Origin of the sequence: Comamonas sp. 23, from assembly GCF_049601575.1 — a bacterium.
Classification (GTDB): Bacteria; Pseudomonadota; Gammaproteobacteria; order Burkholderiales; family Burkholderiaceae_C; genus Comamonas; species Comamonas squillarum.
In genome coordinates, this window is record NZ_CP187127.1 from 2,007,888 (window position 1) to 2,031,087 (window position 23,200).

A 23,200-nucleotide genomic window follows, 5' to 3' on the forward strand; every position below is an offset into this window, starting at 1 on the left:
CATGATCAAAGGACTGATGATGACGCCCCCTGTGGTGGGGCGCATCTCCATCGGCAAGGTCATCGAGCGCAATGGCAAGCGATTGCCGCAGAAAGATGACGAATTCACCATCACCACCCAGGTCCAAAGCCGCATAGGCTGGGTACTGCATCCCATGGATGCCATCTTGCGCACGGAGATCACCGACCGGGCATTGATGACAACAGGCGTGGAGGTGACGGAGTTGCAGACACTGCCGCCAGAGTTCGACGGTGCAATGCAGCAATCGAAGCAGACCTTGCAGGACAAGCTTGCTAGGCGGGCGCGAGCAACACACTCATCTCAGGCCACGAAGGGAGATGGCGAGCAAGGTACCAACCCGGCGCAGAAAACGATAGCGGAGGCTGTCAATCCAGCCGGGAACGATGCTCCAGTCCATGCCCACGCTGCCAAACCCAAGCTGCGCAGTATCCCCATCCGCGTGCTGTTCAACGACCCGGCGCTGAACCTGCGGGCCAACTACACCTTGTTCGACCGGGCCACGGCGCGGCCCCTCTGTGTGGGAGATGGACGGACCTGCAAGCGGATGACAGCCAAGGGCATTGAGGCAGGCCCTTGCGAGGGCCCGGACCTGTGTCCCTTGGCCGTTGAAGGCGGCTGCAAACCGTTTGGCCGATTCCACATGCGCATTGACCATCCGGACAACCAGGCAGACGCCATGAGCACATTTGTGCTGCGCACCACCGGCATCAACTCCCTGCGCACCTTGATGACCCGCATGCAGTACCTGCAAGCGGCCAGTGGTGGATTGCTGGCATATCTCCCGCTGGAATTGCGCCTGCGCGCCAAGTCCACAGCCATGTCGCACCGCACGCCCATCTACTACGTGGACCTGGGCATCCGCAATGGAATGCCGCTTGACGCAGCCATCAGCCAGGCAACGCAGGCTGCAGAATATGCGCAGAAGGTCGGTCACGACCAGGAAGCGCTGGAGCAAGCAGCCAGAGAAGGCTATGCGCTGGGCCTGTTTGAGGAACTGGAGCAGGAGGCGACGGAGATCGTTCAGGAGTTCTATCCGCAGGCAGCAGAGCCCACGGGGCAGGGGATGCATATGCAGGAGATGCGTCAACCCGAAAGAGGGGGGGCAGGCAACATGGCTGACTCTGCAGACAAGGGACTCATCCACCGCTACATGCATGGCATCCGGTTTGATGGTCCGTGGGAGTACAGGGTAATGAGCCCGGCGGGGCGCAGGCGCTGGAGCTACATGTTTCCGGATGCAGATCGCGGCAGCGTATCGAATCCGGGAGGCCTGGAATGGTGCCAGAGGCGCTGTGCGGCAGTGATGACGCAACGACCTCTGCGCAGCATTGCTGTGTCTTCGTCCTTGAGCACACCCATAGATGACCACCATGGGTGGAACGCACTATTTCCGGGATGCGAGATCCGGAGCGCCACGACCAGCGGAACCGAGTCGATGAATTGTCTAGGAACTGTTCTGGAGCGTGGAGGATGTGCACTGCTCAAGTTGGTGTTGCATCGCAGGCTCCATGGCAAACTGGAGGAAACCGCCTGCTGGGTCTGGGTGGTCGGAGTGGAGATGATGGCGTTGCCTGAGACGACAGGGGAAAACACACCCCGACCAAGCCATGCCATCAGGGCTGCACTGGTTGTCAGTCATGCGTGGAGCGCGCCATGGGGCAGCGGCTTTGGCGCTCGTGTGTCATGGGGTGCGCTTGGGCAATGCATTCTTTGCTCTGTGGACGGAGGGCGTTTGCAAGGCCGATGTGTGGAGGTTGTGACCATCGTGCCGAAACACTCTCGACAGGCGACGTGAGAAAAGAAAAGGATGAACCCGGCCAGCGCCGGGTTCATCCTTTCTGATTCTCTTTTTTTGGCGGCTATGGCATTCCTGGAGCTAAGAGTGCGTCTCCGGCGGCTTGATCAAGGTCCATGCCTTCACATCCAGCGCTTGCGCGATCCGCTCGATATTGGCCAGCGAGACATTCCAACGCGATCGCTCCACGGCTGACACGTATGTCCTGTCCAATTCGCATTCGAGCGCCAGTCGCTCCTGCGACCAGCCTTTCTCGACACGTTTGAGGCGCACCCAGTACGCAAACACATCGCGCAGGTTGTCGGGATCGGGAAGATGAGTAGGGGGAGTGGGTTTGGCAGACACTCCCCAAGCATCCGTTTCTGATACATTTACATCTACGGAGTTTGCTTCACATATTGATGCAAGAAGAAACCCAATCTTGCATCAGCGGGGCATCTCCGAATACCGAATACCAAGAAAAGGAGTGCGCGCATGCGCTTGGAGCGTCTGTTGCCTTGGGTGTTGATGCCCAATATCGCCATGGCAGGTGGTGGAGGGGGAGGCATCGTCCTGGGCCTGATCATCTTTCTGCCCATCCTGGTATGGGGCTTCATCAAGCTTTGGAAGTTCTGGTTCCAGATGATCTTTGGAGGCCTGGGTCGTGCGCAGCCGCAGCAAGGTGGATCACACCCCATCGCCCAGTCCATGGCGCAAGCCAACAAGGATTGTCCCTATTGCGCAGAACCCATTCTGGCCAAGGCCAGAAAGTGCAAACACTGCGGCTCTGATTTGAGTTGAACATGGGGAGGGGCATCGATCTGGTGGAGCAGCCGGCATTTGCCTTTCGTTTTCCATCTGCGAATCCCTGCGTCCCAGCTTCATTGCCAGTCTCATCACTGGCGCATTTCCACTGAACCACTCCTGGCAGGCCGCTGAATAGATGCGCTGCATGTTTCAGTCTTGGCCTTGGTGCGTTCTTATTTGATGAGTTTGCTTCACTTTTAGTGCTGTAGCAGACAGACCGCTGCTGGTTATGTCCTTCTACAGCACCACCAATAACGACAAAAGGAAGAGTCACCAATGCAAGAAAAATACAACGTTGTTCTGAGCGGAAGACACCCAACCGCAAATTCACACGAGGTAGCGCAAAAGCTCGCGACCCTTTTCAAGTGCACGCCCGAGCAGGCCGGACGCTTGCTGTCGCAACCATCCTGTGTGGTCAAGAAGGATGTGAAGGCAGATGTTGCTGACAAGTACAAGCGGGCTATTGAGAGCACGGGTGCGCAATGCATCCTCGAGTTAGTTCCTCAGGAAGCACCGTTGGACTTTGATGTGGTGCCTGCTATCGCGGCTGTTCCTGGTTCGATACCTACCTCGCTGTCCGCTTCTGCGGGTGAAGTTGAAGTGCAAGTGGTTTCCGGAGTTGCTGCTGACACCATACAAGCACCCGCAGCGGTATCCATTCCTGCATCTGCTCCTGTTGCACTTCCAACTGTCACACCTGCGCCGGCAATGCAGCCGCGATCTGCAGCAGCTACATCCCTGCCTCGCCAGGAGGCCATCAAGATCTTTGTTGGCAAGAACCATGGCTACTTCGAGCGCAAGTGGAAGGAGGCTGCGCAGCGCAAGCAACAGCTGTCCTGGAACTGGGCTGCATTTCTGGTCGGCTTTGGTTGGATGGGGTACCGCAAGATGTATCTCTATTCCTGGATCTTCATTGGCGTAGTCGTTGCTGAACTGATTGCAGAACTTGCCATTGGCGTTCCCAGCTCCATTACAAGCAGCATCAATCTTGGCATTGCGATCGGCTTTGGCCTCAAGGGCAATGCCTGGTACCAGCAGCATGTGAATCAGCGGGTGGACCAGATCCTGGCATCCCACGCGCCCGAGCAGGCCCGCATCGAACTGGCCCGGCAGGGGGGCTCCAACATAGGTGCCGCAGTCGGCTTTGTGGCCGCACTGCTTGTTTTGCTCGGAATGATCGGCGTCATTGCGGAAGGTTGACCCCTCTGATCCAGCAAACCGTCCTGGTGAATCGCATCAACCGGTGCGACTTCCATGGTTCCCCGATTCCCATTTTCCGCGGTGCGTTAGATCGCCGGGCTCCTTTGACCACCAATATCCAACTCTGACTTCCCTATGAAACTTACAACATGCAGCGCGCTGCTCATGGCGGTAGCCCTGGTGGGGTGCACCGACCGTGCACGAGATCGCTTCTCTTCTTTGGTCGAGCGGGCCCAATCGATCGTTGGCTCCAAAGACGCGGCAGAACAAGCGCCAGCCGCGCCGGACTTGCTCACCCAGCTGATCTCCTGGGATGCCATCGGTATGAATTTGGCGTATGTGCACCTAAGGGCAGGGCCTGCCGTTCGGTCCGAAGACCACCAGCATCACTACATGGTCCAAGGCTGTCAACTGGTGCTGGGGAGCGATCAACAGGACAAAGCCATACGCTCGGTCCAGGTCGCACTCTCGCCGGGTTGCAATGTGGATGTTGGCGGATTGTTGGGCTTGCCGCAGCGGCAACCACTCAATACTCTGACCTTTGGGGTGTTTGATGGAGTCATAGGGGCAGGGCAGTACTTGGCGGACTGCCTTCGGGACTGCGGCAATGCCTATGTTCCCAGTGTCTACCTAGTAGCGCAAGGGAGCAGGGCATTGCAGTTCAAGCAGGTAATGCTCACTGCCGAACTGGCAACCGATCCGGCCATGGAGGCGGGAGAGCAGTGGGCTGACGCCATGGTGGCGAAGGAATCTGAAGATTGGGTGGTGAGAGATCTGGGGTTCAACTGCCAGCCACAGAAGTACCGTGATGTGGCGGCGCAGGCGCTGCGCACTGTCAAACCCGAGTTTTTCAGTTTTGGGGACGAGTTGGAGTTCCCCAAGTGTCCAGCAGTAGAGGCGGCAGCAAATAGTGAACCGAAGGCAGGGGCATTTACTGTTCCCACCGGCATGGTGATGGTCCCGCAGCCCGCAGGCCCGTGCGACATGGACTACGACAAGCGGCTATGCGCTGCAGGTCTCAAAGCGAACGAGGTTTCCATCCATGGACCGGAGGACGAAGACTTCAAGGGCTATGGATGTGCCTACCGCATCGTGCCTGCTCCAGGCAATGCGGTACCGTCCGGCTCGACGGTGACCTATCGAAGTGCGTGGGAGGCCGGATGAGTCTCAAGCATGCCAGCTATCCCTTTGGACGTCTCTCTATGGCTTCGCTCCGTAGGCCGCGACAGCGGTCACATTCACCTCTCACACACCTATGAAAAATCTCTCTCTCGTTATGGCTTGCTCCGCTATCGCTCTTTCTGCTTGCAGCAAAAGCCCCGTTGACATCGTCAAGTCCAGCTATATCGATGGTGCTCGCACCACGACAGTTGCCAACGGCCTGGGCAATCGGCCGCTGTGCAAAAGTACTCATTGGGATAGTTTCAAGGACGAAAAGGGCCGCGCGGTTGTGCAGTACAAGTGCAGCATCGCAGATGGCAATGATTTCTTGAAGGAGAGGAGAGACTACTATCTGGAGCGCACAACCAAAGATGCGGAGATTGCTTTGAGGCGTGCGGTGAGGGAGCGTGACAGCATCGCGCAACGAATAAAAGAAGACTATCCCGACTCCCGGCGAGACATTGAGCGTTTGCAAAGGGGGATCGAGAGGTTTCGGGCAATGCCCAAACAGGGACTGACCGAGAGGGAGCAAATAGACGGCCTATTGTTCCAGATACAGGAAATAGAACGGGTTCTGGGCGAGAGGCGACGTGATGCTCAGCGCGAGCTGGACTCATCGGAGCGAGACATTGTGAGTGCCCAGAAGAGGAACGATCCCGAGACCTTGAAGAAAGAGGCCTTCGCACGGCACCCTGTTTACAAGGAGGCTTCAGAGATTTTTCAGTGGATCGTGAACGGGGAAGGGCAGGTAGCCCTCACCTATGGCGAGATCCAGGCGGTGGGTGCCAATGGTCAGGAGCAGACGCTGATGAAATACAACCAACCGCGAGCAATGCTCAATTTTGCGGCCCAGACGCAGGAAAGCAAGATCCTGGACTACATGCGTGGGATCGGTCTGGCTTCTTTTACGGGAGCACTCGAAAGGTAATTTTCGCGCCAAACATGAGTGGTAACTGGCCAGCATTTCCGCAAGTGCAGATTGCGCTGCGACGTCGGTTTTAGGCTGGTTGCAGTCTTTTGGTCGATGCTCGGTGAGCGACCGCTTGCCCCCCTTCCTGCCCACACAGGTTGCTTGGAATGGACGCCTAAAGCATGCCTTTGAGAGGTTAGCTCAAGCTGATGCGTGCCGCGGAAATACGCACGCAATTCAAGGCGGGCTTCCTCCACGCCAAGCCCGGGGCGACGGGTACTCTCCGCGCTGCTCCTGCACCTTCCTCACCGCAGGCTCACGCACCTCAGGCGAGAACTTGTTTGTCTTCTTCATGGCTCAATCCTCTCAGAATGTTGAGTTTCCGCAAAAACCGGGGCGATTCACGACTGTGATGAACACACGCCTTCGCATGGAAGAGGGAGACAGGCGTTGCCGAAGTCTTCGACCGCTGCCATTGACTTCAGAGCGCTTTGGCGATAACCCGTAGAGGTCCCCTTGATAGCCCTAAGACAGGATATTATTAAGCGGTTACTATAAAGTGCGCGCCGATGGAGGCGACGGCGAGAACAACGATGACAGTTAAGAGAGCGGCAGATGCATTTACACCTGAGGCCCGCATCAAGCGACATCTCCGGCAGCACTTGGCAGAGCTTGGTTTCACTAAGGACGCGAGTGGTGCGCTCATCCTGCCCGACGACTCCAAGGACACTGTTCGGGCTTTGCATCGCAAGCAGCGAGAGGACAAGGCTTCAAAAAATTCGTCCTTTGTCGAGCGATTACTGCCGAGCCTGCGACAGTACTTCGCTTCGGGCGCAGACGTAGAAACTGAAAAAATCCGACCGAAGCTGCAGTTGGTTACTGGAGAGGGGTTGGAAGCTCGTCTCTTCAGGCTTGCCGCTCTTACTTGGTCCGTTCCCGTGTCCGCAGGTTTTGGCCGCCGAATGCGATATCTCGTCTGGGACGAAAACAACGGAAAACTGATTGGCATTTTCGCTATCGGCGACCCCGTCTACAACATGGGCGTCCGGGATGACCACATCGGTTGGACCGTCAAGGACCGTGAGAAACGGCTAGTCAATCTCATGGACGCGTACGTGCTTGGTGCCGTCCCACCGTACAACATGTTGCTCGGAGGAAAGCTTGTGGCTTGCCTCATCCGAACACGCGATGTGTATGACGACTTCCGCGCGCGGTATGGTGGAACAGAGGGCATCATCTCTGGCGCGGCGAAGAACGCACGGCTGGTTGCCGTTACCACCTCTTCTTCAATGGGCAGGTCGGCCGTCTACAACCGGTTGAAGCTTGGGGAGACCTCGTACTTCAGTTCGATTGGATACACTGGCGGATGGGGGCATTTCCACATCCCTGACGACCTGTTTGAGGAGATGCGGAGCTACCTTCGAGCAATCGACCATGGATATGCGGATATGCATACCTTTGGCGAGGGGCCGAACTGGCGGCTGCGAACGGTACGCGCGGCACTCAACGCATTGGGATTTAAGGAAGACATCCTGAAGCACGGCATTCACCGCGAAGTATTCCTTTGTGAGACCGTAGGCAACAGCTTTGACATGTTGAAGGGAGCGGCGAAACGCCCCAAACTCGATGGCCTTCTTTCGGTGAAGCAAGTCGGAGAGCTCGCTGTCCAGAGATGGATGATTGGCCGAGCTGGGCGTCGGTCCGAATACAGGGCGTGGAGCAATGCCAGTCTCGGCGACCTCATACACCAAGGGTCAGTCACCGCCGCGGTTGAAGTGGGCGTGACCAAAACAGAGAGCGCCTAGCGCCAGGCCGTCGCATGAAGTCCACGTTCTTGGAAGGTCTGCAAGCGAAGCTTGAGCGCCATTTTGAGCGGCTTGCGTCGGAGCGGCGGGACGTTGGACTTCCTCTATTCGCACTCGAGCACGGCCTCGACAAGGAGCAGGTTTCAGAGCTCGCAGCCGGCTTACGTCGGCATATCGCGTTTGGGAATCGACTAAATCCCATCTGGCTCGTTTGTGTGGTCTATGCGACCGAGATGGGCTACAACTTCGACGGCGAGGAATATTGGCAGTCCTTTGAGCGCCGGACGCCGCAATGGAAGCAAGAAATTGGTCGTCGAAACCTGTTGCGCAGCTTCTTTGAGAGGTTTGAAGCCAAATTTGGAGGGGTATCTCCCTCGGGTCCTTGGGCTCGGCAGTTCTCCATCATCGCTTGGCCGATTACGCACGCTGTGCTCCCAAAAGACCTCCAATCGCAGATGGCGCGAACTCTGTTCGATTCACGGAATGAAATTGCAGAAGCTGCAGACCGTCCGGCATCTGTTTTAGGGGCACTCGTGGCGCGCTGCGCCGAGTGGCCGTCTTCTCGGTTCCGGAACTTCCTCGAGCAAGAAGAGTTGACGGGCCATATCACTAGGGCTCTGCTTTTTCCAGATGACGATGACTTGGGTGCGGTACTGACGGCGAAGACGCAAGCTCGCATCATTGCTGACCTTGAAGCATCGTGGGAGGCAAAGTCCTGGCTGAGGGAGGCCAGGAAGGTCGCAGGTGAAGTACGCATTCGCCTAATGTTTCGGCGAGCGGCCGACGTCTTGAAAGGGCGCAGACCGGACGGTCCAGACCCACGGGAGTCTGCAGAGGTTGCCTGTGTCACGCCCAAGGTGCTCATGAGAAATCAGGCCGGCAAGTGGCAGGCGTTCGTGGAAATTCCGACATTCGCTGGATGGGCTCGGTCAAATCAAGGTATTGACGGATTTATCCGCCGCTCGCGATGCAAGGTCGCCGGAGGGGAGGACATTTGGCGGAGCAAGCGTTGGTTGCTTTTCGGCGCGCAACAGTGCCGAGTCCTTGAGTTGCCAAATGCTGGAGCCTCCTGGCTTAGATTTGAAGAGTGGGAGGAAGGGACGGTCCACGCAATTGATGACGCGTGTCGAGTCCAACCCAAGCCCTGGCTCTTCAAAGTTGATGACGACGGATGCGCCTTTCAAGCAAAGTGGAAGAACGTCCAGCCCGGTTCAAAGTACCTTGTCATCCATTCGTCGATGTATGAGGAATGTGAGCATCTGTCCCCAGTTCCAATGGATGTCAGAGGAGGGTTCGGATACCTCCTAAGTGTTCCGGCCCAAGCCACTGATTCCTTGAGCAAATGCCTCAGTCTGTTAGGGCTTTCAACTGCAAAAATGCTAAAGGTCTGGCCGGCCGGGCTGCCTCCACTTGGCTTTGGCCGTGACGACCTCCTCGAATGGTCTGAACAACATCCGCTCATGCTCGGCATCGAGCACGATGAGACCTGCGAGTCGTTCACGTTGCAATTGGACGGCAAGAGCTCAGTATTCCCAACCGGAGGGCGCACGGTCTCGTTTGTTGGGCTCGGAAAGCTCGCAGTCGGTGTTCATCAGGTCACCATCGCGGCGTCATATAGAGCATCAAACGGAAAGGCCGATGTGCGGACCCAAGCGAGCCAGCGAGGGTTCTCCATCGTCGTTCGCTCACCCGTCTCCGGCACAAGCAGTCGTGTCCATGCGCCCGTCTTGGTTGTGGCAACGGACCCCCATGAGCCTAATTTGGATTCAATAATGTCAGGTGCTGCTGCTTGCACCGTTCATGGGCCACGCGGGATGGCGGTCGATTTTCATTTGAAGCTACTAAGCGGCTCTGGTGATGCCATCCACAGTGAGTTTCTCGGAACGTTGGCGCTGCCGGTGAATCAGTCGGACTGGGGTCAATTGGTTAAACGTCGCGACCATGCTGATGTAGTCAATGAGGCCTATTTCAAGGCGAACGCTGGGCTGCTGGTCGTGGATGCGCATGCTCTCGGCAAAGCTAGCGTCGCCCTCAAGCACGCCATGTCGCCCGTCCGTTGGCACGTTTCTCGGGTATCGAAGCGAGTCCGGCTGAGCGTCGTTGATGACACGGACCACTCCCACCCTGTCCATGCGTATCGCGCCTGCTTTCAGCGACCTTCGTGCATAAGCGACTCGTGGGATGGAGTGCACGAGCTCGATGTTGAAGGTGATGGCGGCCTCTATGTCGTATCGGTAAATGGTCACCGAAGCTCTGTTGTAGTCAATGCCCCGCCCGCCAAACTATCCTGGGACGACTGGAGGCACAGTGCTCCAAAGCTGTCGGCCCACCTTACCTGCGCCCAAGAAGTTGGCGAGCTTCTCTGCTGGATTCGAGACTGGACGGACGCTAGGCTTGTTGGACCGCTTGCTGAGCACCGCCGAAACTCGGTTTTACGGGAGATGCACCGCCAACTCGTCGCCTCAATGTGCGATGTAGCGTGGTCACGGCTAGAACTGAATTTCCTGGACTCGAGCGGTTCAATCGAGGCGCAAGAGTCGCTTGAAGCATCTGTATGGCGTGGACACAACCCTTCCTTCGCCATCGGCATTGGACGGAACGCGCGGTCCATCATCACGGATTCATTGGACGAGACCTGCGAGAAGTTTTTGCAACATGTAGGTCCATACTCAATTTGCAGCGACCAACGCCTTTGCAAGTTAGCGCTCCGGATGGCCGTGGCCCCTCATCGATTTGCGGATTGGGCGGGCAGCGGGGCGTGCGCGCAGATTGACGAATTGGTCAATAAGAAGACCTTGCTCAAGGCTGCCCGCCTTCTAGCTTTGCTCAACGGTCCGCGTCGCCTACTCGCTGCTCAGAACTGGTGAACAAATGACCATGACCTTGCTGACTGCAGACGCGGTGGTCGCGGAGACGAGAAAGGGACTCGGCCTCCCGGCCGTCGCCGCAAGCGTCGCGGTAGACGACACCTTGCTTGCTCAGGTACTTCGGGCGGTAGCGTGGTCGCATTGTCCCTGTCAGCCCTTCATCCTTATGAGAGAGGCTGAGCGCCATTTGAACGGGCTAGTTCCGCCTGCGACGGATTTGGCAGACAGACTTTCCGCAGTCCTCGAGGCACTCATCGCGACTGGAGACCTTGTCGAACCGGGTCAGGTCACGCAGGCTGAATTCTTCTCACGTGGAGTCCTGTTCCCTGCGCCTCCATCGTTCGCGATGCTCTCTCAGGATGTAGCCCAACTTTTCGGGCTCGCGAATGAAGGGGGTTGGGGCAGTCTCCCTGACCTACATGGCCGAGTCGGCTATGACGGGGCATCGCGGCGCATCGTGGCAAAGCCTGGGGAAGAGCTTGCTGCCAAGCTACGCGCAGCGGGGCTGCGCGAGTTGTCAGTCAAGGCATGGCTGAAGGAGCCGCCAGCCGTCTCCGCAACTGACCTGCTTTCTGCGGCGTTGGCGAAGATGAAGCTGGCCGAGCCTGGAGATGCCATCGGCGCTGACATGGAGGTTTTCGTGGCGGGCGGCAGCATTTATTCGAAGTGTTGGGTGCGGCCGTCGTGCCAGTCGGGCAACTTCATCGCGAAGCGGGCAAAGGCCTTTGGCGCTGCACAATGGATGTTAGTCTCACTTGACGCCGGGCGGCTCCTGCGCCTTGCGCACCTGCCATCGCCGGGAAGTTCATTGCGTGCGTGCGACGAAGCTTGGCGCCTTCAACTCGCCAAGGACGCGGTTGAAGGAAGGCCACAGGCGTTCCGCCTGACCTTGCCGGGCAAAGTCGCCCACTTCGATTTGACGTTCCCGATTCCGCAGTGGGCGCATCGCCGCATGCTGGCGTTCGGCCGGCAGGTACCAAGTCGAAAGTGCATCTGCAGTTACGACATTTCAGAGGGCCTGGTGGCCGAAGCCTCGAGCTTTCTGGAGCGGCAGCTCTGGATGAAAAAGACAACGAGTTGAGGGAGAGAGCATTGAGTTCAACGATTCACGAGACCATCGAGCAGCTTCACGTATCGCTCAAGGATTACATTGAAGCCACGTACCACATCGCGGACCCGAAGCTCATCAGCCAACGGCGAAGTCTCCTCGACTTGCCCGGCGTAATCCACCAGGTTCCCTACCTTGAATCGACACCCAAGTACCGCTCGGGGCGAATGTTTCGTGAAATCAAGGGTCTTTCTGCGGGCGCAAGAGAAGCGTTCGAGCTGTTGTCTACTGCTAGCGAAGGCCAGCCAAAGGTAATTCACGACCCTGCATACACGCATCAGGTCAAGTCAATTGCTTCGACTCTGGTCGAAGGCAGAAATCTCGTCATCATGACGGGCACGGGCTCTGGCAAGACGGAATCTTTCTTGCTTCCAATTCTGGGCAAGCTCGCGCGCGAAGCTTCTGAACGACCGAAGGTTTTTGGAGAACAGCATGCGATGCGGGCGCTCGTCCTGTATCCCATGAATGCACTGGTCAATGACCAACTTGGTCGCATGCGGGCAATGTTCGGCGACCCTCGTCTTGCGCACCTGTTCGCCAAGTGGTCGGGAAGACCGGCAAGATTCGCTCGATACACGAGTCGCACTCCCTATGCTGGTGTCCGTTCGCGAAAGAAGGACCAGACCCGGCTGAAGTCATTTGAAGAGTTCTATGTGGACCTCGAGCGAGCGACGAAGAATGCCGATGACCCAAAGCACGAGTTAGCTGTTGGACTGAAAAACGAGCTCAAGTCTCGGGGGAAGTGGCCAGCTAAGCCGGACTTGGTGGATTGGTTCGGAGCAAAGAATTCTCTTTGGGAAGATAAGGACAAGAAGCCACTGAGGGCAGTAACCAAACCTTTTGACGTTGAGCTTGTCACAAGGCATGAGGTGCAGTCCGCTCCGCCAGACCTGCTTGTCACGAACTATTCGATGCTTGAGTACATGCTCATGCGGCCAATCGAACGGGCGGTGTTCGACAAGACCGCAGAGTGGCTGAAGCGGAATCCGAATGAGACCTTCCTGGTTGTTCTGGATGAGGCGCATCTGTATCGGGGCGCACCTGGGGCAGAGGTTGGTCTTCTACTCCGTCGCCTGCGGGCACGGCTTGGGATTGGCGTTGAGCGACTGCAGGTCATTTGTGCGACCGCAAGCTTTGACGATAAGAACTACGCCCCTTCGTTCGGGGCGCAGCTCTCCGGCGCGCCGTCGGACTCCTTCGTGCCGATAACTGGAGACCTTGCGACTGCTGAGTTTGCGACCGTTGGTTCAGAGGCCGACGCCAAGATTCTTGCGGCCGTCGACTTGGATGCCTTTTATGGCGCGCCGACTCTTCGCAAGCTTGCGGTAAAGAGGTTGCTGACTTACCTCGGTACTGAGGAGTCCAATGATGTCGAGCGCGACCTTTTCAATGCCTTGGCTGAGTTTCCTCCGCTTGGGCAGTTGATAAACCTCACCATGGGAAATGCGACGCCGCTAGAAGAATTAGGCGGGCTCGTGTTCCCTGGAGTGGCAGAGGATATTCGCGACCGAGCCGTGACGTCGCTTCTCGCACTTAGTAGCGTTGCTAGGCCAACGGCATCCGCTGCCGGTCTATTGCCCTGCCGTGTTCACAACTTCTTCCGCGGGCTGCCAGGACTATGGGTTTGCCTGGATGCTGCTTGCAGTGAGCTCGCGGAAGATGAACGCAACGGTAGTTGCGGGAAGCTGTACGCGCAACCTAGGGAACGCTGTGGTTGCGATGCTCAAGTGCTCGAGTACTTCACTTGCAGAAACTGTGGCTCTTCCTATGCTCGAGGTTACACGGACAACGTTGAATCCCCGCGCCATCTTTGGAGTCATGCGGGGAGCAAGCTCAAGCTGAATACTGGCGAGGTTGAACCTTTGTTCCCGCTGGACTTGATGCTCGAGACGGAGCCGCTGAAGACCGACGTCGTCGAGCTGAAAACGCTCGACCTGGTGACGGCTGCGCTGGACCCAAAAAATGGCGGTTCTCGAACTCGAGAGGTCTTTCTGAGGAAGAACAGAAGTTCGGGTGCGGCGGACGAGGACGGCAATCGTGACACGCGCGTTGAAAGCAGGGGGCAATTTGTACCGTGCGGAATGTGCGGCGGCTTTGCTGCGTTCGGTCATTCAACCGTGCAGGACCACCAGACAAAGGGTGACCAGCCATTCCAGACTCTTGTCGCCCGCCAGCTCCACGTGCAGCCGCCAGGCCAGCAGGAGGGAAGTGCCTTTGCTCCATTGCAAGGGCGCAAAGTGCTTGCGTTCTCAGATTCACGGCAAGTTGCGGCAAGACTCGCGCCGAACTTGCAGATGTACTCCACGCGAGACGCCCTGCGACCAATGCTCGTATTGGGCTTCGAGCGTCTGGGAGCTGTCGAGGCTATTCGACCGAAGCTTAGTCTAGATGATGCGTACCTGGCGGTGCTGCTCGCAGCGGCAACCAGAAACGTCAGATTGCGACCGGAGTTGATTCCGGGGGAATCAATTGCGGCCGTCGACACGGTGCGGGCGGCCATCAGGGCAGATGGAAACATCGATGACGAAGCCCTATTCAACCTGTGGATTGATATGAAGGCGAACAAGGCGCCTTCTTCGCTGCTCGAAGACATCTACAAATCCCTGTTCGACAAGCACCTAGGCCTTGAGCCGTTGGCGTTCGCTTCTCTTTCGTTGAGAGGGGACAAGCTAAAGAAGCTCTCCGAGCTTCCGATGATTGCAGGCGTTGCTGAGACTTCCAATGAGAAGCTCGAGCTCGTAGAGGCATGGCTGCGCTGCTGGTGGCGGGCGTCCAGCGGCGGAGTTTGGATGCGCGATATGCCGCAGCTATGGTGGCAGCGGCCAAAGTCCTCCGGAACATCGGTTCAGTCGCACAAGGGAAGTTTTGAGCCTCTGAAGAAGTTCCTGAATGACAAGAACTCGGTCAAGTGCTTCACGAATGAATGGCTGCCGAAGCTAATGGCCGAACTTACGGAGCAGGTCGAGGCGAGTCAGCGTCGAATCCTTGCCAGCAATCTAGCACTGAGATTTGGTGGAGCCTGGCAGCGTTGCGCTACTTGCACGTCGGTTCATCGACCTGTCTCAAGACTACATCGCTGCCTTGACTGCGGCAGTAGTCGCGTCTCCGTACTGGACCCAGATTCGGATGAGGCTTTCATGGCCCGAAAGGGCAACTACCGCAAGCCCGTCATCGAGACCAAGGCTGGAGCGCCGCTACTTTCACTCATCGCTGCCGAGCACACCGCTCAATTGAACTCGGCAGGTAGCGAGGAGGCGTTTTCTCGAGCGGAGGAGCATGAACTACTCTTTCAAGACGTTGAACTGGTCTGGAACGACATCATTCAGAACCCGACGGCAATCGATGTCCTTTCGAGTACGACCACGATGGAAGTCGGTATCGACATCGGCGCGCTTTCAGGCGTTGCTCTGAGGAACATGCCACCCGGTCGGGCCAACTATCAGCAGCGCGCGGGCCGTGCAGGTCGTCGTGGGAACGCGGTGGCAACGGTGGTCTCTTTCGGAAGTGCCGACAGCCACGATGAACACTATTTCTCCAATCCTCAAGCGATGGTTAGTGGCAGCGTTGTCGACCCCAAGTTGGCTCTGGCCAATGCCGATATCGCTCAACGTCACGTGCGCGCGTTCCTCCTACAGTCGTACCACCAGTCGCGGGTTCTCCAGGTGAATCCTGGGGAAGCCAACGACCTTTTCTCGGTCCTCGGCACGGTGCATGACTTCAAGTCAGATACAGGTCGACTGAATCGCCTGGACTTCGAGGCATGGCTCGGCGAGAACAAGGAGCGCTTGCAAGAGTCACTTCGCGACTGGCTACCGGTTGAGCTGGGCGACCTTAAGGAGAGGCTTGTGGCCGGCATGGCCGAGGACTGTCTGGAAGCAGTCGACACAGCAATCGCCGACGATGAGGCACCAAGGAACGAGAGGGAGTCAGACGAGGAAGGTGACGTCGATGCCGGCGAGAACGGGTTTGAGGAAGGTGAGGAGCGCCCAACGGTCGGTGCGGCGCCCGCCACGCTCTTGAACCGGTTGCTGTACTTCGGAGTGCTCCCCCGGTACGCGTTCCCGACAGACGTTGCGACCTTCACTGTTTTCGATGAACGCTCAAACAGCTTCAGGCATATAGCTAGGTTCTCGCCAAGCCAGAGTCTGCCAATTGCACTGTCTCAGTACGCGCCTGGTAAGGAGGTGTGGATTGCGAACAAGTGCTACACCTCGGCGGCCGTCTACTCGCCAATACGGTCTGAACGGACGAAGGCATTCAAGGAGCGAATGACTTATAGGGAGTGCAGTACCTGCGGCTTCGCCGAGACGAAGGACGTCTCGATAGTTCCCAAGGGCACAGTTAGCAACTGCATCGCCTGCGGCGACACAGAGACGTTTGGGCCAGCCCAGTATTGGATGCGCCCCCCAGGGTTCGCCCATCCGTACAACCGCGCTCCAGTCACGTCACCTGACGATTCGCCGGACACGGCCTATGCGACTCGTGCAAAGCTGATGATTCCGACGCCTGCTGAGACTGCGGCGTGGCTCGATGTAAACGAGCGCGTTCGGGTCTATTCGTCGCGTCCACACCTGCTGGTGTCGAACACTGGACCAGAGAAGAAGGGGTACACCTATTGCTCATGGTGTGGGTGCATAGAAGCTGACACAGACCCAGCCCCAAAACTTCGGGGTCAGCACACCAAGCCATTCCCGGACGATGAACCGGACTGCGATGGTATGCACGCGACGAAGAACTTGGTTCTTGGAACAAAGTTCATTACCGACGTAGCGCTGTTCTCGCTCCGCCTGGCTAGGCCCTTGGAATTGCGGCCTGGAACCTACCCAACAAACGTGGCGCTTCGAACCGCATGCGAGGCATTGGCAAAGGCTGCCGCCTCAATGCTCGGCGTAGAACCTGGCGAGGTTCTGGCCGAGTACCGGCCGGCAATCACGGAGGATTCGCTCGGTCGCGAAGGCCTTCAAGCGGAGATATTCTTGTACGACACACTTCCCGGCGGTGCAGGGTTCTCTAGGCTAGCGTCACTGGAGGCGCCGCGCCTCTTGTCGCTTGCCCTAGATGCAGTCCGGAACTGTCCTGGGGGCTGCGATTCGTCCTGCTATCGATGCCTCAGGAGCTTCAAGAACAAGATTGAGCATCGGCTTCTCGACCGTCATGTAGGCGCGGAGCTTTTGGGACATCTCCAGACGGGTGACATCCCTGGCTTTGAAGCGGCGCGGATTGGCGCTGCCACCGACCTACTCATGAGTGCGCTGGCCCAACAGGCTGACGGGGAGACATACGAGGGGAACGTAGTCGTGCCCAATGTCGGAACCGTTCCATTGGTGGCAACTCGCGCAAACGGAAGCAAGGTAGCCGTCCTTTTAGCGGCGCCGCTGTCGGGTGAGGTCCCGTTGGATGAGGAGATGTTCGAGAAGTTGAGTGGAGCCAGTGGCTGGACTGTCGTCGTGGTTAACGAACTGCTCGTGCGCCACCACCTGCCAGCTGCGTGCCAGCGAGTAAGAGACGAAGTAGTGGCCTGACGCTGGTCGTTTGAGCCATTTGCGCTTGGCCAAATAACTTCAATATGAGTCGCCTGAAATGGGCCTAATTCAGTTCACGGATGCTCCAGGAGGGGTTTCCTCCTCTGGTGCAAAAGCCGCGAGGCTAGAGGACGCGGTCCTATTGCTAGAACTGGCTTGGAAAACTTGGTTGCGCGGGGTGATGTGCGGCAAGGTCGTGCGAACCACCACCAGCGACAGCAAAGCACCCTGCCCGCGGGAGAGGGTCAACCGCCAGTTCAAGGCCGATAGGCCAAATCAACTGTGGGTGAACTGCGTATTCCGGGTGCACTTGAACACTGAGTCCATTTCGATCTGACAACTCCGCCGGCACCGATGACAGGTCGCCAGCCGCGTGTCCAGGCGCTCCTCTACGGCACAATTCGGTAAGCGAACGGTGAACCCATATTGACACCAAGCAAAGCGTGGCTGACATCTGCTTCGCCGGGCTTGCTCAATGCGCCGCGAACGCCAGCAGGTACTCCCAGCTCATGCTGGTGGTGCGCGGATCGTTCGCCACCGGCACGCGGCGTATGGCCAGCAGTTGGTTGGGGCCGGCTGCAGGCGTGATGGTGGCCGTACCATCGGCCGCCGTGATGACGGCCGCCCCTTTCTCGCCCAGCGACAGGCGGATGATGGAGCAGGTAATGAGTCTCTTCACCATGAAGAGTGTCCAGCTACAACGTATGCCGACTATCATGGTCGATTTGAAGCGGGCAGATCGCAGACCGCGAGGTCAGATTTCAGACTGAAGCTTTCGTTGGCTGCCACGATTTCAAGAGCAGCTTCAGGCTGATCTGAGTCATTCACGATCCAGGGCCTCAACGGCAGCAATCGCCCACATCTGTCGTTGAGCTCCGCCAGTTCTGAGTGTCCGCTTCATGTACGGAACTGGCCATTCGGCAGTTCGGTTCTCTGCACACCGCCTCGAGTGACGGCTTTTGCGCGCACCGACAGACTCATATCGACCCTGAGCAGACCGTCACTAACACCTGAATTAAGCCGAGCCGCGAAGCGGAGTCGGCTTGAACGAGTTGCTAGGCACCTTACCGAGGAGTGGAGTAGCAATAGACTGACACCTGGGAAGCATGAGGGGCAACTCTGCACGAAGGAGTTGTACCGCACGGGATAGTTCGTTGCAATCATTCAACAAATGGTCTAGACGATAACCAAGCATGACAAACGGATCGTCTAGATCCTCGCCCATCGCATGATGCGCCGCCCACCGGGCAAGGCCCAGCATAACTGAATCAGACGATGCATCAGATGCCAATGCCAAGGCTGACAGTAGCTCGACGAAGGAGAGTGAGAGGGGGCGCGCAAAAAAGTCACGTTCCGGACGCTTTAGGCAAGCCTCAGGACCATAAGCCGATAGCTCCAGAAGCTCGTAGGCCGGACTGCTGGATACAAGGATTTGTTCGTCCGCCCATGCAATGACCGCATCGGATGAAATTAGTCCGATGGTCCATAGGGTCAGAACGCGCTTGATGGACTCCATACCGCTGCCTAACTGAATCTAAACGCTAAACAAATGCGACTATCGCTCAAACAACATAAGCTAGGACATTGAACACCCGCTCTTCGCTAAACCGCGCCTGCCATTGGGCAGCCTTTGGTGGAGATACTGCAACTGTTACTACTCATAGTGCTTCGCGCCATAGAGAATTGCTGCGCAAATGTGCCAAGGGTTGTTTGCATCCCCCCTCAAATCGACCATCGCGCGGTCTATCCCAACAGCGGCAGCTGCGCCTAGAAATCCGTCTATGGATTTGTGCTCCCAGCCGAGTGCACCTGTGCCAAATGGGTTAGTTGGCTGGAACACTTCGATGTCACGCCCCTCGGCAAAATCTGTCGCCAATGCGTCGAGGAATATGCGGAATGATCGCTCATCTACGACTTGGCTCAACAGTGTTTCGAGGTCTGGGTGCATTATTTTTCCAGCATTTATACTTTTAAAATTAGTCACGAATGGCCATCTTCCCATAGCCTAAGCATGGCGAAACCATAGATGCTCAAATACTTCCCGATTGATAGATATGGCTACGAATTGTCGGTCTTGGTTGATTTCATCCAATGTTGGAATCGCAACAATCCCGAGCCTTGTTTGTGATGTTTCGCGATCGCAATCTGCAACACCCACGGTTCCATCACGGAAAAACTCCAGCTTGCGCAATTCGAAGCGGTTAGGATCCAGCTCAGACACCAATCGAATGGGATCATCAAGGCTCTCATGATGCCAAATTACGTCGATGTAGTGGTTTAGCTTGTTCATTGTGGGTCGAGGTTGAATGTCAGATACTGGCCGGCATTGCCAGTTCGCGGCGTCCCCGGGAACTTGCCCTCCAGCATATAGAGGGCGCCCGGTGCATGTCTCGTAGTTGAACGCTCGCGAGCTCATTATGAGGGTCCCTCAACTCGACGGGAGACCATCATGGAATCCACAGACAACACCACGCATCGCGAGCCGTGGAACAAGGGCAAGATCGTTGGGCAAAAACTGCCGTTCAAACCGAAGGATATCTGGGCGCTGCGCGTCCGGCTTCAGATGGAATCGCGGGTGCGCGAGCTCGCCCTCTTCAACCTGGGCATCGACAGCAAGCTGCGCGGCTGCGACCTCGTCGCCCTAAGAGTGCGAGACGTGTGCCATGGAGACCAGGTCGCCTCTCGCGCCGTCGTCATGCAGCATAAGACACAGCGACCGGTCCAGTTCGAGATCACGCAGGCAACGCGGGACATTTTGCAGGCTTGGATCAAGCAAGTCGGTCTGAAGTCCGAGGACTTTCTGTTCCCTAGCCGACTGCATGAGTCACCTCATTTGGGCACCCGGCAATACGCTCGGATCCTCGGGCACTGGGTCGAAGAACTCGGCCTCGATCGTGCCGAGTATGGCACGCACTCTATGCGCAGGACAAAGGCAACGCTGATTTACCGGCGCACCAAGAATCTTAGGGCGGTTCAACTGCTTCTAGGACACTCCAAGCTCGAGTCGACTGTAAGATACCTCGGCATTGAGGTCGATGATGCACTGGAAATCTCGGAACAGACGGAAATCTGAAGTGCTCAATGACGGCCGCACCGAGCTAGCCCCGGTGTGGCTGCATTGAACGGCAGCTATCATGTGTCGGGGCGAATTGGAGATTTCGGCCAGAAGCGGTCATTTATGTTCGCATATGCCAATGAATAGATTGCTGTACCCACTGCTATGAACCTCATTCTTGAACGGACAGAAAGAGTTCGCTTCTACACGGACATGCGCTTGGTTTTTGAGGCCACGGGGCTTCATGCGTCTGATTTTGATTGGTACATCAGCGATATCGAAACCAATTGCGGCAGCGACGAATTCTCAGACACCGACAGATGGCTTCCTGGGGTAGAACTGGAAAACTTTTTGGCTACCCGTACCGTTCAGTTCATTTGGGCGGTCTTTAGCGCCTTTCCTATCGGTTACCGCCGAAATGTCGAGCAAGCACCGTATGTGGATAACAACCCCCTATATTGGCAGGGTGTCGAGGTGTCTCCGCAGCTCGATGATGCGTTGTTTGAGGTTGTCTGTTGGGATAGCAGTGCAACACTCTTAATCGGCCTTCCGGAGGAGGCTGAAAAGAGGTTCAAGCGCATGTATCCGGAAACTCGTGACTTGCGCATCGCTTCTCAACAGCGAAATTTCTAACTGTCTAGAACCGGCCAAGAGCAGCCAGTCAACTCAAAGGAAAGCGGGTGCTCAACGCTCGAGCTAAGCTGCCTGCTGTAGCGAATCAACTTGAGCGAGGGGTTAGGCGTCACCGCGTCGCTACTTGGTGAACCATCTGTGTGTAGAGCCGTCCCATCCGTGATACTTGCCTTTGAACGCTTGCATGGCGGCTACGTACTGCGAAAAGATCAGCGTTACATCGCTAACCTGCGGTACGTCATCCTCGTTCAGTAAATCAAGAAACTGGATTGACTCTTCATCTGCTAACACCTCTCGGATCTTCTCGAGAAGTCGGTTGGCAATGAATAACTTGCTCTTGCTTACGGCGGACTCCGGCTTCTTCTTTGATAGTTCTTTGAACTCTTCATACATTGCTGCCAGAAGAGGAGTCATAACATCATGTGTTGAAGCCTTCGTGGCTGTCGTTGTTGCCTCTTTTTTTGCCATCTCATTCCCTTAGATGTTTCGGTCTTGTGGTTCTGACTAAGGCAAAGCCCTTCTCGTCAACTGGCTCACCCTTTTTGCCCTTTACCCTCCAAAACCAAGTGCCGCTACGCTGGACTACGTTGTCAGCTCTAAGCTTCTCCATGCATTGAAGATACTGCGCGACTATGAAGACAACATCGCTATTCTGTGGAACGTCGTCCTCTGAGAATTGATCAAAGTCGTCGAATGGACGGTACTTTGTGGACAGCATAGTACTGCACTCTGTAATCTGCTGATTGACGAACTTGAGCTTGAACTTGTTTACAGCATCGGTTGGACTTTTCTTTGATAGCAGTGACATTTCATCGTAAATACCTGTAAGCTGTCCGAAAATCTTCTCGAATCGATCAACATCGTCTGTATTCATTGTGGTCCTTAAGAGGGGCATCTGCGGCGAAACTCAATGTACTTCTTCTTTAGAACTTCAATCGGCGTTCTCTGCTTGCTCTCGTAGACATCGACCATCAGTTTCAGATCGCTGTCTGTCAGTGCAATGATGCATTTTCTCTGCGACGACCATAAGTCAATCGTATTTGAAAACATTGCCTTAGGAAGCTCATGTCTGGTTAGGAAGACGCCAAATTTTCCGATTCCATCCTGTAGATATCGAGTCAGCTGATTAATGTGGTCTCGATCGATCTTTGCGACATTCTTCATCTCGAATACAAGTTGGCGATTCCCGTAGTCGGAGAAAATCTCGTCAAGAAAGTCTATGCTTCGATTGTTGTAGAAGATGAGATCGCGAACGTGCCTACCGGACTCTGTTCGGCTTTGCGCTTGTGCGAAGTCCAAATGCGGATACAGGAGCGTCGCAAGCAGGTCGGTGCATAGCGTCTCGTACTGAGTGTCGGCATTGTCGCCCTTGCCTGATTCGAGTTTAAGTAGGTCATTTAGCTTCCGGCGCGCGGACAGGACAGGTATCTGACTGAACAGAGGGTCGTTCCGACAATCCGCAGCTTCCTTGTGCTTAAGGTCAATATAACGTTCGACCGCATCATAATTGTCTCGATTGTACTTTAGTACTTTTACTCTATCGACTGGTTCATCCGGGTTGAAGATCTCATCTCGCGGGCAGGCTGTCTTGAAGTAGTCGTCAAAGTTGATCCATGGGGAGAATCGAAGCCAGCGTTTGGGTGTGAATATGAGCGGCTCTCCATTGACGGGGTTGACTGGGAGCCTGACCTTGGCCAACTCATCGAACGCGTTCTTGCGATAGTTGTAGAGTGTCGGAAGGGTAACAGCTTGAAGGGGAATGCCTAAATCTTCGCACTGCTCGATGGTGTAGTCGACAAGAAAGGACTTGAGATAGTTGCAAGCAATGTCGCTGATTCGATCCTTTGAGATTCCAGCAACATATAGCTGAATCACCTCAAAGTGAGTGAAGCCATATTGGCTATACGCTGGTATATCATTGAATAGACGCAGGGCCTCTAGCGCCTGCTCGCTACCGATTCGGCTTCCTTGACGCGTCTTCGAGACTCCGAGTCCGACCTCGGAACACTCGGACAGCGTGATTAGTGTGGCGGCCGCCTTATCTTCCGCCCCCTTCTTGACGAGATAGTTCAGGTTGTTGAACGAGTTAGTGATCGATGTATGAAGCGCTTGGTCTTGCTGTGAGGGTGATTTCCACAGCAAGAACGGGTCGAGGTAGAGCGGAATGTCCTCATTTAGAAACTGAATCGCGAAATCCAGTTCAGCTTGGCTCTTGTGAATGCCGAAGTGGTCCGTGAGTCTTGGTCGAATGAGCATATTTGGGTGATGAGTCTGGGCGGTTGGCAGATTGGTTTGGTAGACGTTTGCGTCCCATGGCAAGAAGGCGACCGAGAAGCA

At 56.3% G+C, this 23,200-nt stretch carries 18 protein-coding genes and 2 pseudogenes; 12 read left to right on the forward strand and 8 right to left on the reverse strand.

Annotated features, from left to right (window positions below; genetic code table 11):
* Position 1: 1 nt before the first annotated feature.
* Positions 2-1,060: pseudogene (locus ACPEE1_RS09045) on the forward strand (phage capsid protein); the annotation flags it as partial.
* Between the two features lie 837 nt (positions 1,061-1,897).
* Here ACPEE1_RS09045 and ACPEE1_RS09050 read toward each other — a convergent pair.
* Positions 1,898-2,161 carry a helix-turn-helix transcriptional regulator gene (locus ACPEE1_RS09050; protein WP_312986699.1) on the reverse strand — a complete coding sequence of 88 codons (264 nt, stop codon included), beginning with the start codon at positions 2,159-2,161 and terminating at the stop codon, positions 1,898-1,900.
* A 129-nt stretch (positions 2,162-2,290) separates the two neighbouring features.
* Between ACPEE1_RS09050 and ACPEE1_RS09055 the strand changes: the two genes are divergently transcribed.
* The 9 genes and pseudogenes from ACPEE1_RS09055 to ACPEE1_RS09095 form a co-directional block, all read left to right on the forward strand.
* Entirely contained in the window at positions 2,291-2,596 is a 306-nt protein-coding gene (locus tag ACPEE1_RS09055; protein WP_423936026.1) for a hypothetical protein, read from the forward strand.
* Between the two features lie 282 nt (positions 2,597-2,878).
* Complete coding sequence (locus ACPEE1_RS09060) at positions 2,879-3,802, forward strand: DUF2628 domain-containing protein (RefSeq protein WP_423936028.1); 924 nt, start codon at positions 2,879-2,881, stop codon at positions 3,800-3,802.
* Between the two features lie 135 nt (positions 3,803-3,937).
* Positions 3,938-4,966: a hypothetical protein gene (locus ACPEE1_RS09065; protein WP_312986696.1), complete on the forward strand. Its 1,029-nt coding sequence runs from the start codon at positions 3,938-3,940 to the stop codon at positions 4,964-4,966.
* Between the two features lie 91 nt (positions 4,967-5,057).
* Positions 5,058-5,891, forward strand: a complete 834-nt coding sequence (locus ACPEE1_RS09070; RefSeq protein ID WP_423936030.1) for a hypothetical protein — start codon at positions 5,058-5,060, stop codon at positions 5,889-5,891.
* 575 nt (positions 5,892-6,466) lie between these two features.
* Complete coding sequence (locus tag ACPEE1_RS09075; protein ID WP_423936032.1) at positions 6,467-7,678, forward strand: Druantia anti-phage system protein DruA; 1,212 nt, start codon at positions 6,467-6,469, stop codon at positions 7,676-7,678.
* 14 nt (positions 7,679-7,692) lie between these two features.
* Positions 7,693-10,545 carry a hypothetical protein gene (locus ACPEE1_RS09080; protein ID WP_423936034.1) on the forward strand — a complete coding sequence of 951 codons (2,853 nt, stop codon included), beginning with the start codon at positions 7,693-7,695 and terminating at the stop codon, positions 10,543-10,545.
* A gap of 4 nt (positions 10,546-10,549) precedes the next feature.
* A complete protein-coding gene (locus ACPEE1_RS09085; protein ID WP_423936036.1) occupies positions 10,550-11,626 on the forward strand; it encodes a hypothetical protein in 1,077 nt (358 codons plus the stop codon).
* An 11-nt stretch (positions 11,627-11,637) separates the two neighbouring features.
* A complete protein-coding gene (locus ACPEE1_RS09090; protein WP_423936038.1) occupies positions 11,638-17,175 on the forward strand; it encodes a DEAD/DEAH box helicase in 5,538 nt (1,845 codons plus the stop codon).
* A 169-nt stretch (positions 17,176-17,344) separates the two neighbouring features.
* Positions 17,345-17,467 (forward strand): annotated as a pseudogene (locus tag ACPEE1_RS09095) (IS3 family transposase); the annotation flags it as partial.
* 180 nt (positions 17,468-17,647) lie between these two features.
* Here ACPEE1_RS09095 and ACPEE1_RS09100 read toward each other — a convergent pair.
* The 4 genes from ACPEE1_RS09100 to ACPEE1_RS09115 all read right to left on the reverse strand — a co-directional run bounded on the left by ACPEE1_RS09100 (position 17,648) and on the right by ACPEE1_RS09115 (position 19,465).
* On the reverse strand, positions 17,648-17,857 hold the full coding sequence (locus ACPEE1_RS09100; protein WP_423936040.1) for a hypothetical protein: 210 nt from the start codon (positions 17,855-17,857) through the stop codon (positions 17,648-17,650).
* 333 nt (positions 17,858-18,190) lie between these two features.
* Complete coding sequence (locus ACPEE1_RS09105) at positions 18,191-18,691, reverse strand: hypothetical protein (protein WP_423936042.1); 501 nt, start codon at positions 18,689-18,691, stop codon at positions 18,191-18,193.
* Between the two features lie 138 nt (positions 18,692-18,829).
* Entirely contained in the window at positions 18,830-19,159 is a 330-nt protein-coding gene (locus ACPEE1_RS09110) for a DUF7660 family protein (protein ID WP_423936044.1), read from the reverse strand.
* Between the two features lie 21 nt (positions 19,160-19,180).
* Positions 19,181-19,465, reverse strand: coding sequence for a DUF6881 domain-containing protein (locus ACPEE1_RS09115; protein ID WP_423936046.1), 285 nt, complete (start codon positions 19,463-19,465; stop codon positions 19,181-19,183).
* Positions 19,466-19,624: 159 nt separating this feature from the next.
* Here ACPEE1_RS09115 and ACPEE1_RS09120 point away from each other — a divergent pair, with 159 nt between their 5' ends.
* Complete coding sequence (locus ACPEE1_RS09120; RefSeq protein ID WP_423936048.1) at positions 19,625-20,248, forward strand: tyrosine-type recombinase/integrase; 624 nt, start codon at positions 19,625-19,627, stop codon at positions 20,246-20,248.
* Between the two features lie 147 nt (positions 20,249-20,395).
* A complete protein-coding gene (locus tag ACPEE1_RS09125; RefSeq protein ID WP_423936050.1) occupies positions 20,396-20,863 on the forward strand; it encodes a hypothetical protein in 468 nt (155 codons plus the stop codon).
* A 120-nt stretch (positions 20,864-20,983) separates the two neighbouring features.
* On the opposite strand, the gene ACPEE1_RS09130 is transcribed toward ACPEE1_RS09125, so the two are convergent.
* From ACPEE1_RS09130 to ACPEE1_RS09140, 3 genes are read right to left on the reverse strand one after another with little or no spacing between them, the layout of a single operon-like run.
* The gene (locus ACPEE1_RS09130; RefSeq protein ID WP_423936052.1) at positions 20,984-21,331 is read right to left on the reverse strand and encodes a hypothetical protein; all 348 of its coding nucleotides are present in this window, start codon (positions 21,329-21,331) and stop codon (positions 20,984-20,986) included.
* A 1-nt stretch (position 21,332) separates the two neighbouring features.
* The gene (locus ACPEE1_RS09135) at positions 21,333-21,737 is read right to left on the reverse strand and encodes a hypothetical protein (protein WP_423936054.1); all 405 of its coding nucleotides are present in this window, start codon (positions 21,735-21,737) and stop codon (positions 21,333-21,335) included.
* 8 nt (positions 21,738-21,745) lie between these two features.
* A complete protein-coding gene (locus ACPEE1_RS09140; protein WP_423936056.1) occupies positions 21,746-23,119 on the reverse strand; it encodes a hypothetical protein in 1,374 nt (457 codons plus the stop codon).
* Positions 23,120-23,200 lie beyond the last annotated feature (81 nt).

What these genes read in the sequence shown, in the direction of transcription:
- ACPEE1_RS09135 (WP_423936054.1), bottom strand. Translation starts at nt 21,737, where the DNA reads ATGAATACAGACGATGTTGATCGATTCGAGAAGATTTTCGGACAGCTT.
- ACPEE1_RS09075 (WP_423936032.1), top strand. Translation starts at nt 6,467, where the DNA reads ATGACAGTTAAGAGAGCGGCAGATGCATTTACACCTGAGGCCCGCATC.
- ACPEE1_RS09130 (WP_423936052.1), bottom strand. Translation starts at nt 21,331, where the DNA reads ATGGCAAAAAAAGAGGCAACAACGACAGCCACGAAGGCTTCAACACAT.
- ACPEE1_RS09120 (WP_423936048.1), top strand. Translation starts at nt 19,625, where the DNA reads ATGGAATCCACAGACAACACCACGCATCGCGAGCCGTGGAACAAGGGC.
- ACPEE1_RS09060 (WP_423936028.1), top strand. Translation starts at nt 2,879, where the DNA reads ATGCAAGAAAAATACAACGTTGTTCTGAGCGGAAGACACCCAACCGCA.
- ACPEE1_RS09125 (WP_423936050.1), top strand. Translation starts at nt 20,396, where the DNA reads ATGAACCTCATTCTTGAACGGACAGAAAGAGTTCGCTTCTACACGGAC.
- ACPEE1_RS09100 (WP_423936040.1), bottom strand. Translation starts at nt 17,857, where the DNA reads ATGGTGAAGAGACTCATTACCTGCTCCATCATCCGCCTGTCGCTGGGC.
- ACPEE1_RS09065 (WP_312986696.1), top strand. Translation starts at nt 3,938, where the DNA reads ATGAAACTTACAACATGCAGCGCGCTGCTCATGGCGGTAGCCCTGGTG.
- ACPEE1_RS09070 (WP_423936030.1), top strand. Translation starts at nt 5,058, where the DNA reads ATGAAAAATCTCTCTCTCGTTATGGCTTGCTCCGCTATCGCTCTTTCT.
- ACPEE1_RS09085 (WP_423936036.1), top strand. Translation starts at nt 10,550, where the DNA reads ATGACCATGACCTTGCTGACTGCAGACGCGGTGGTCGCGGAGACGAGA.
- ACPEE1_RS09055 (WP_423936026.1), top strand. Translation starts at nt 2,291, where the DNA reads ATGCGCTTGGAGCGTCTGTTGCCTTGGGTGTTGATGCCCAATATCGCC.
- ACPEE1_RS09140 (WP_423936056.1), bottom strand. Translation starts at nt 23,119, where the DNA reads ATGCTCATTCGACCAAGACTCACGGACCACTTCGGCATTCACAAGAGC.
- ACPEE1_RS09105 (WP_423936042.1), bottom strand. Translation starts at nt 18,691, where the DNA reads ATGGAGTCCATCAAGCGCGTTCTGACCCTATGGACCATCGGACTAATT.
- ACPEE1_RS09115 (WP_423936046.1), bottom strand. Translation starts at nt 19,465, where the DNA reads ATGAACAAGCTAAACCACTACATCGACGTAATTTGGCATCATGAGAGC.
- ACPEE1_RS09080 (WP_423936034.1), top strand. Translation starts at nt 7,693, where the DNA reads ATGAAGTCCACGTTCTTGGAAGGTCTGCAAGCGAAGCTTGAGCGCCAT.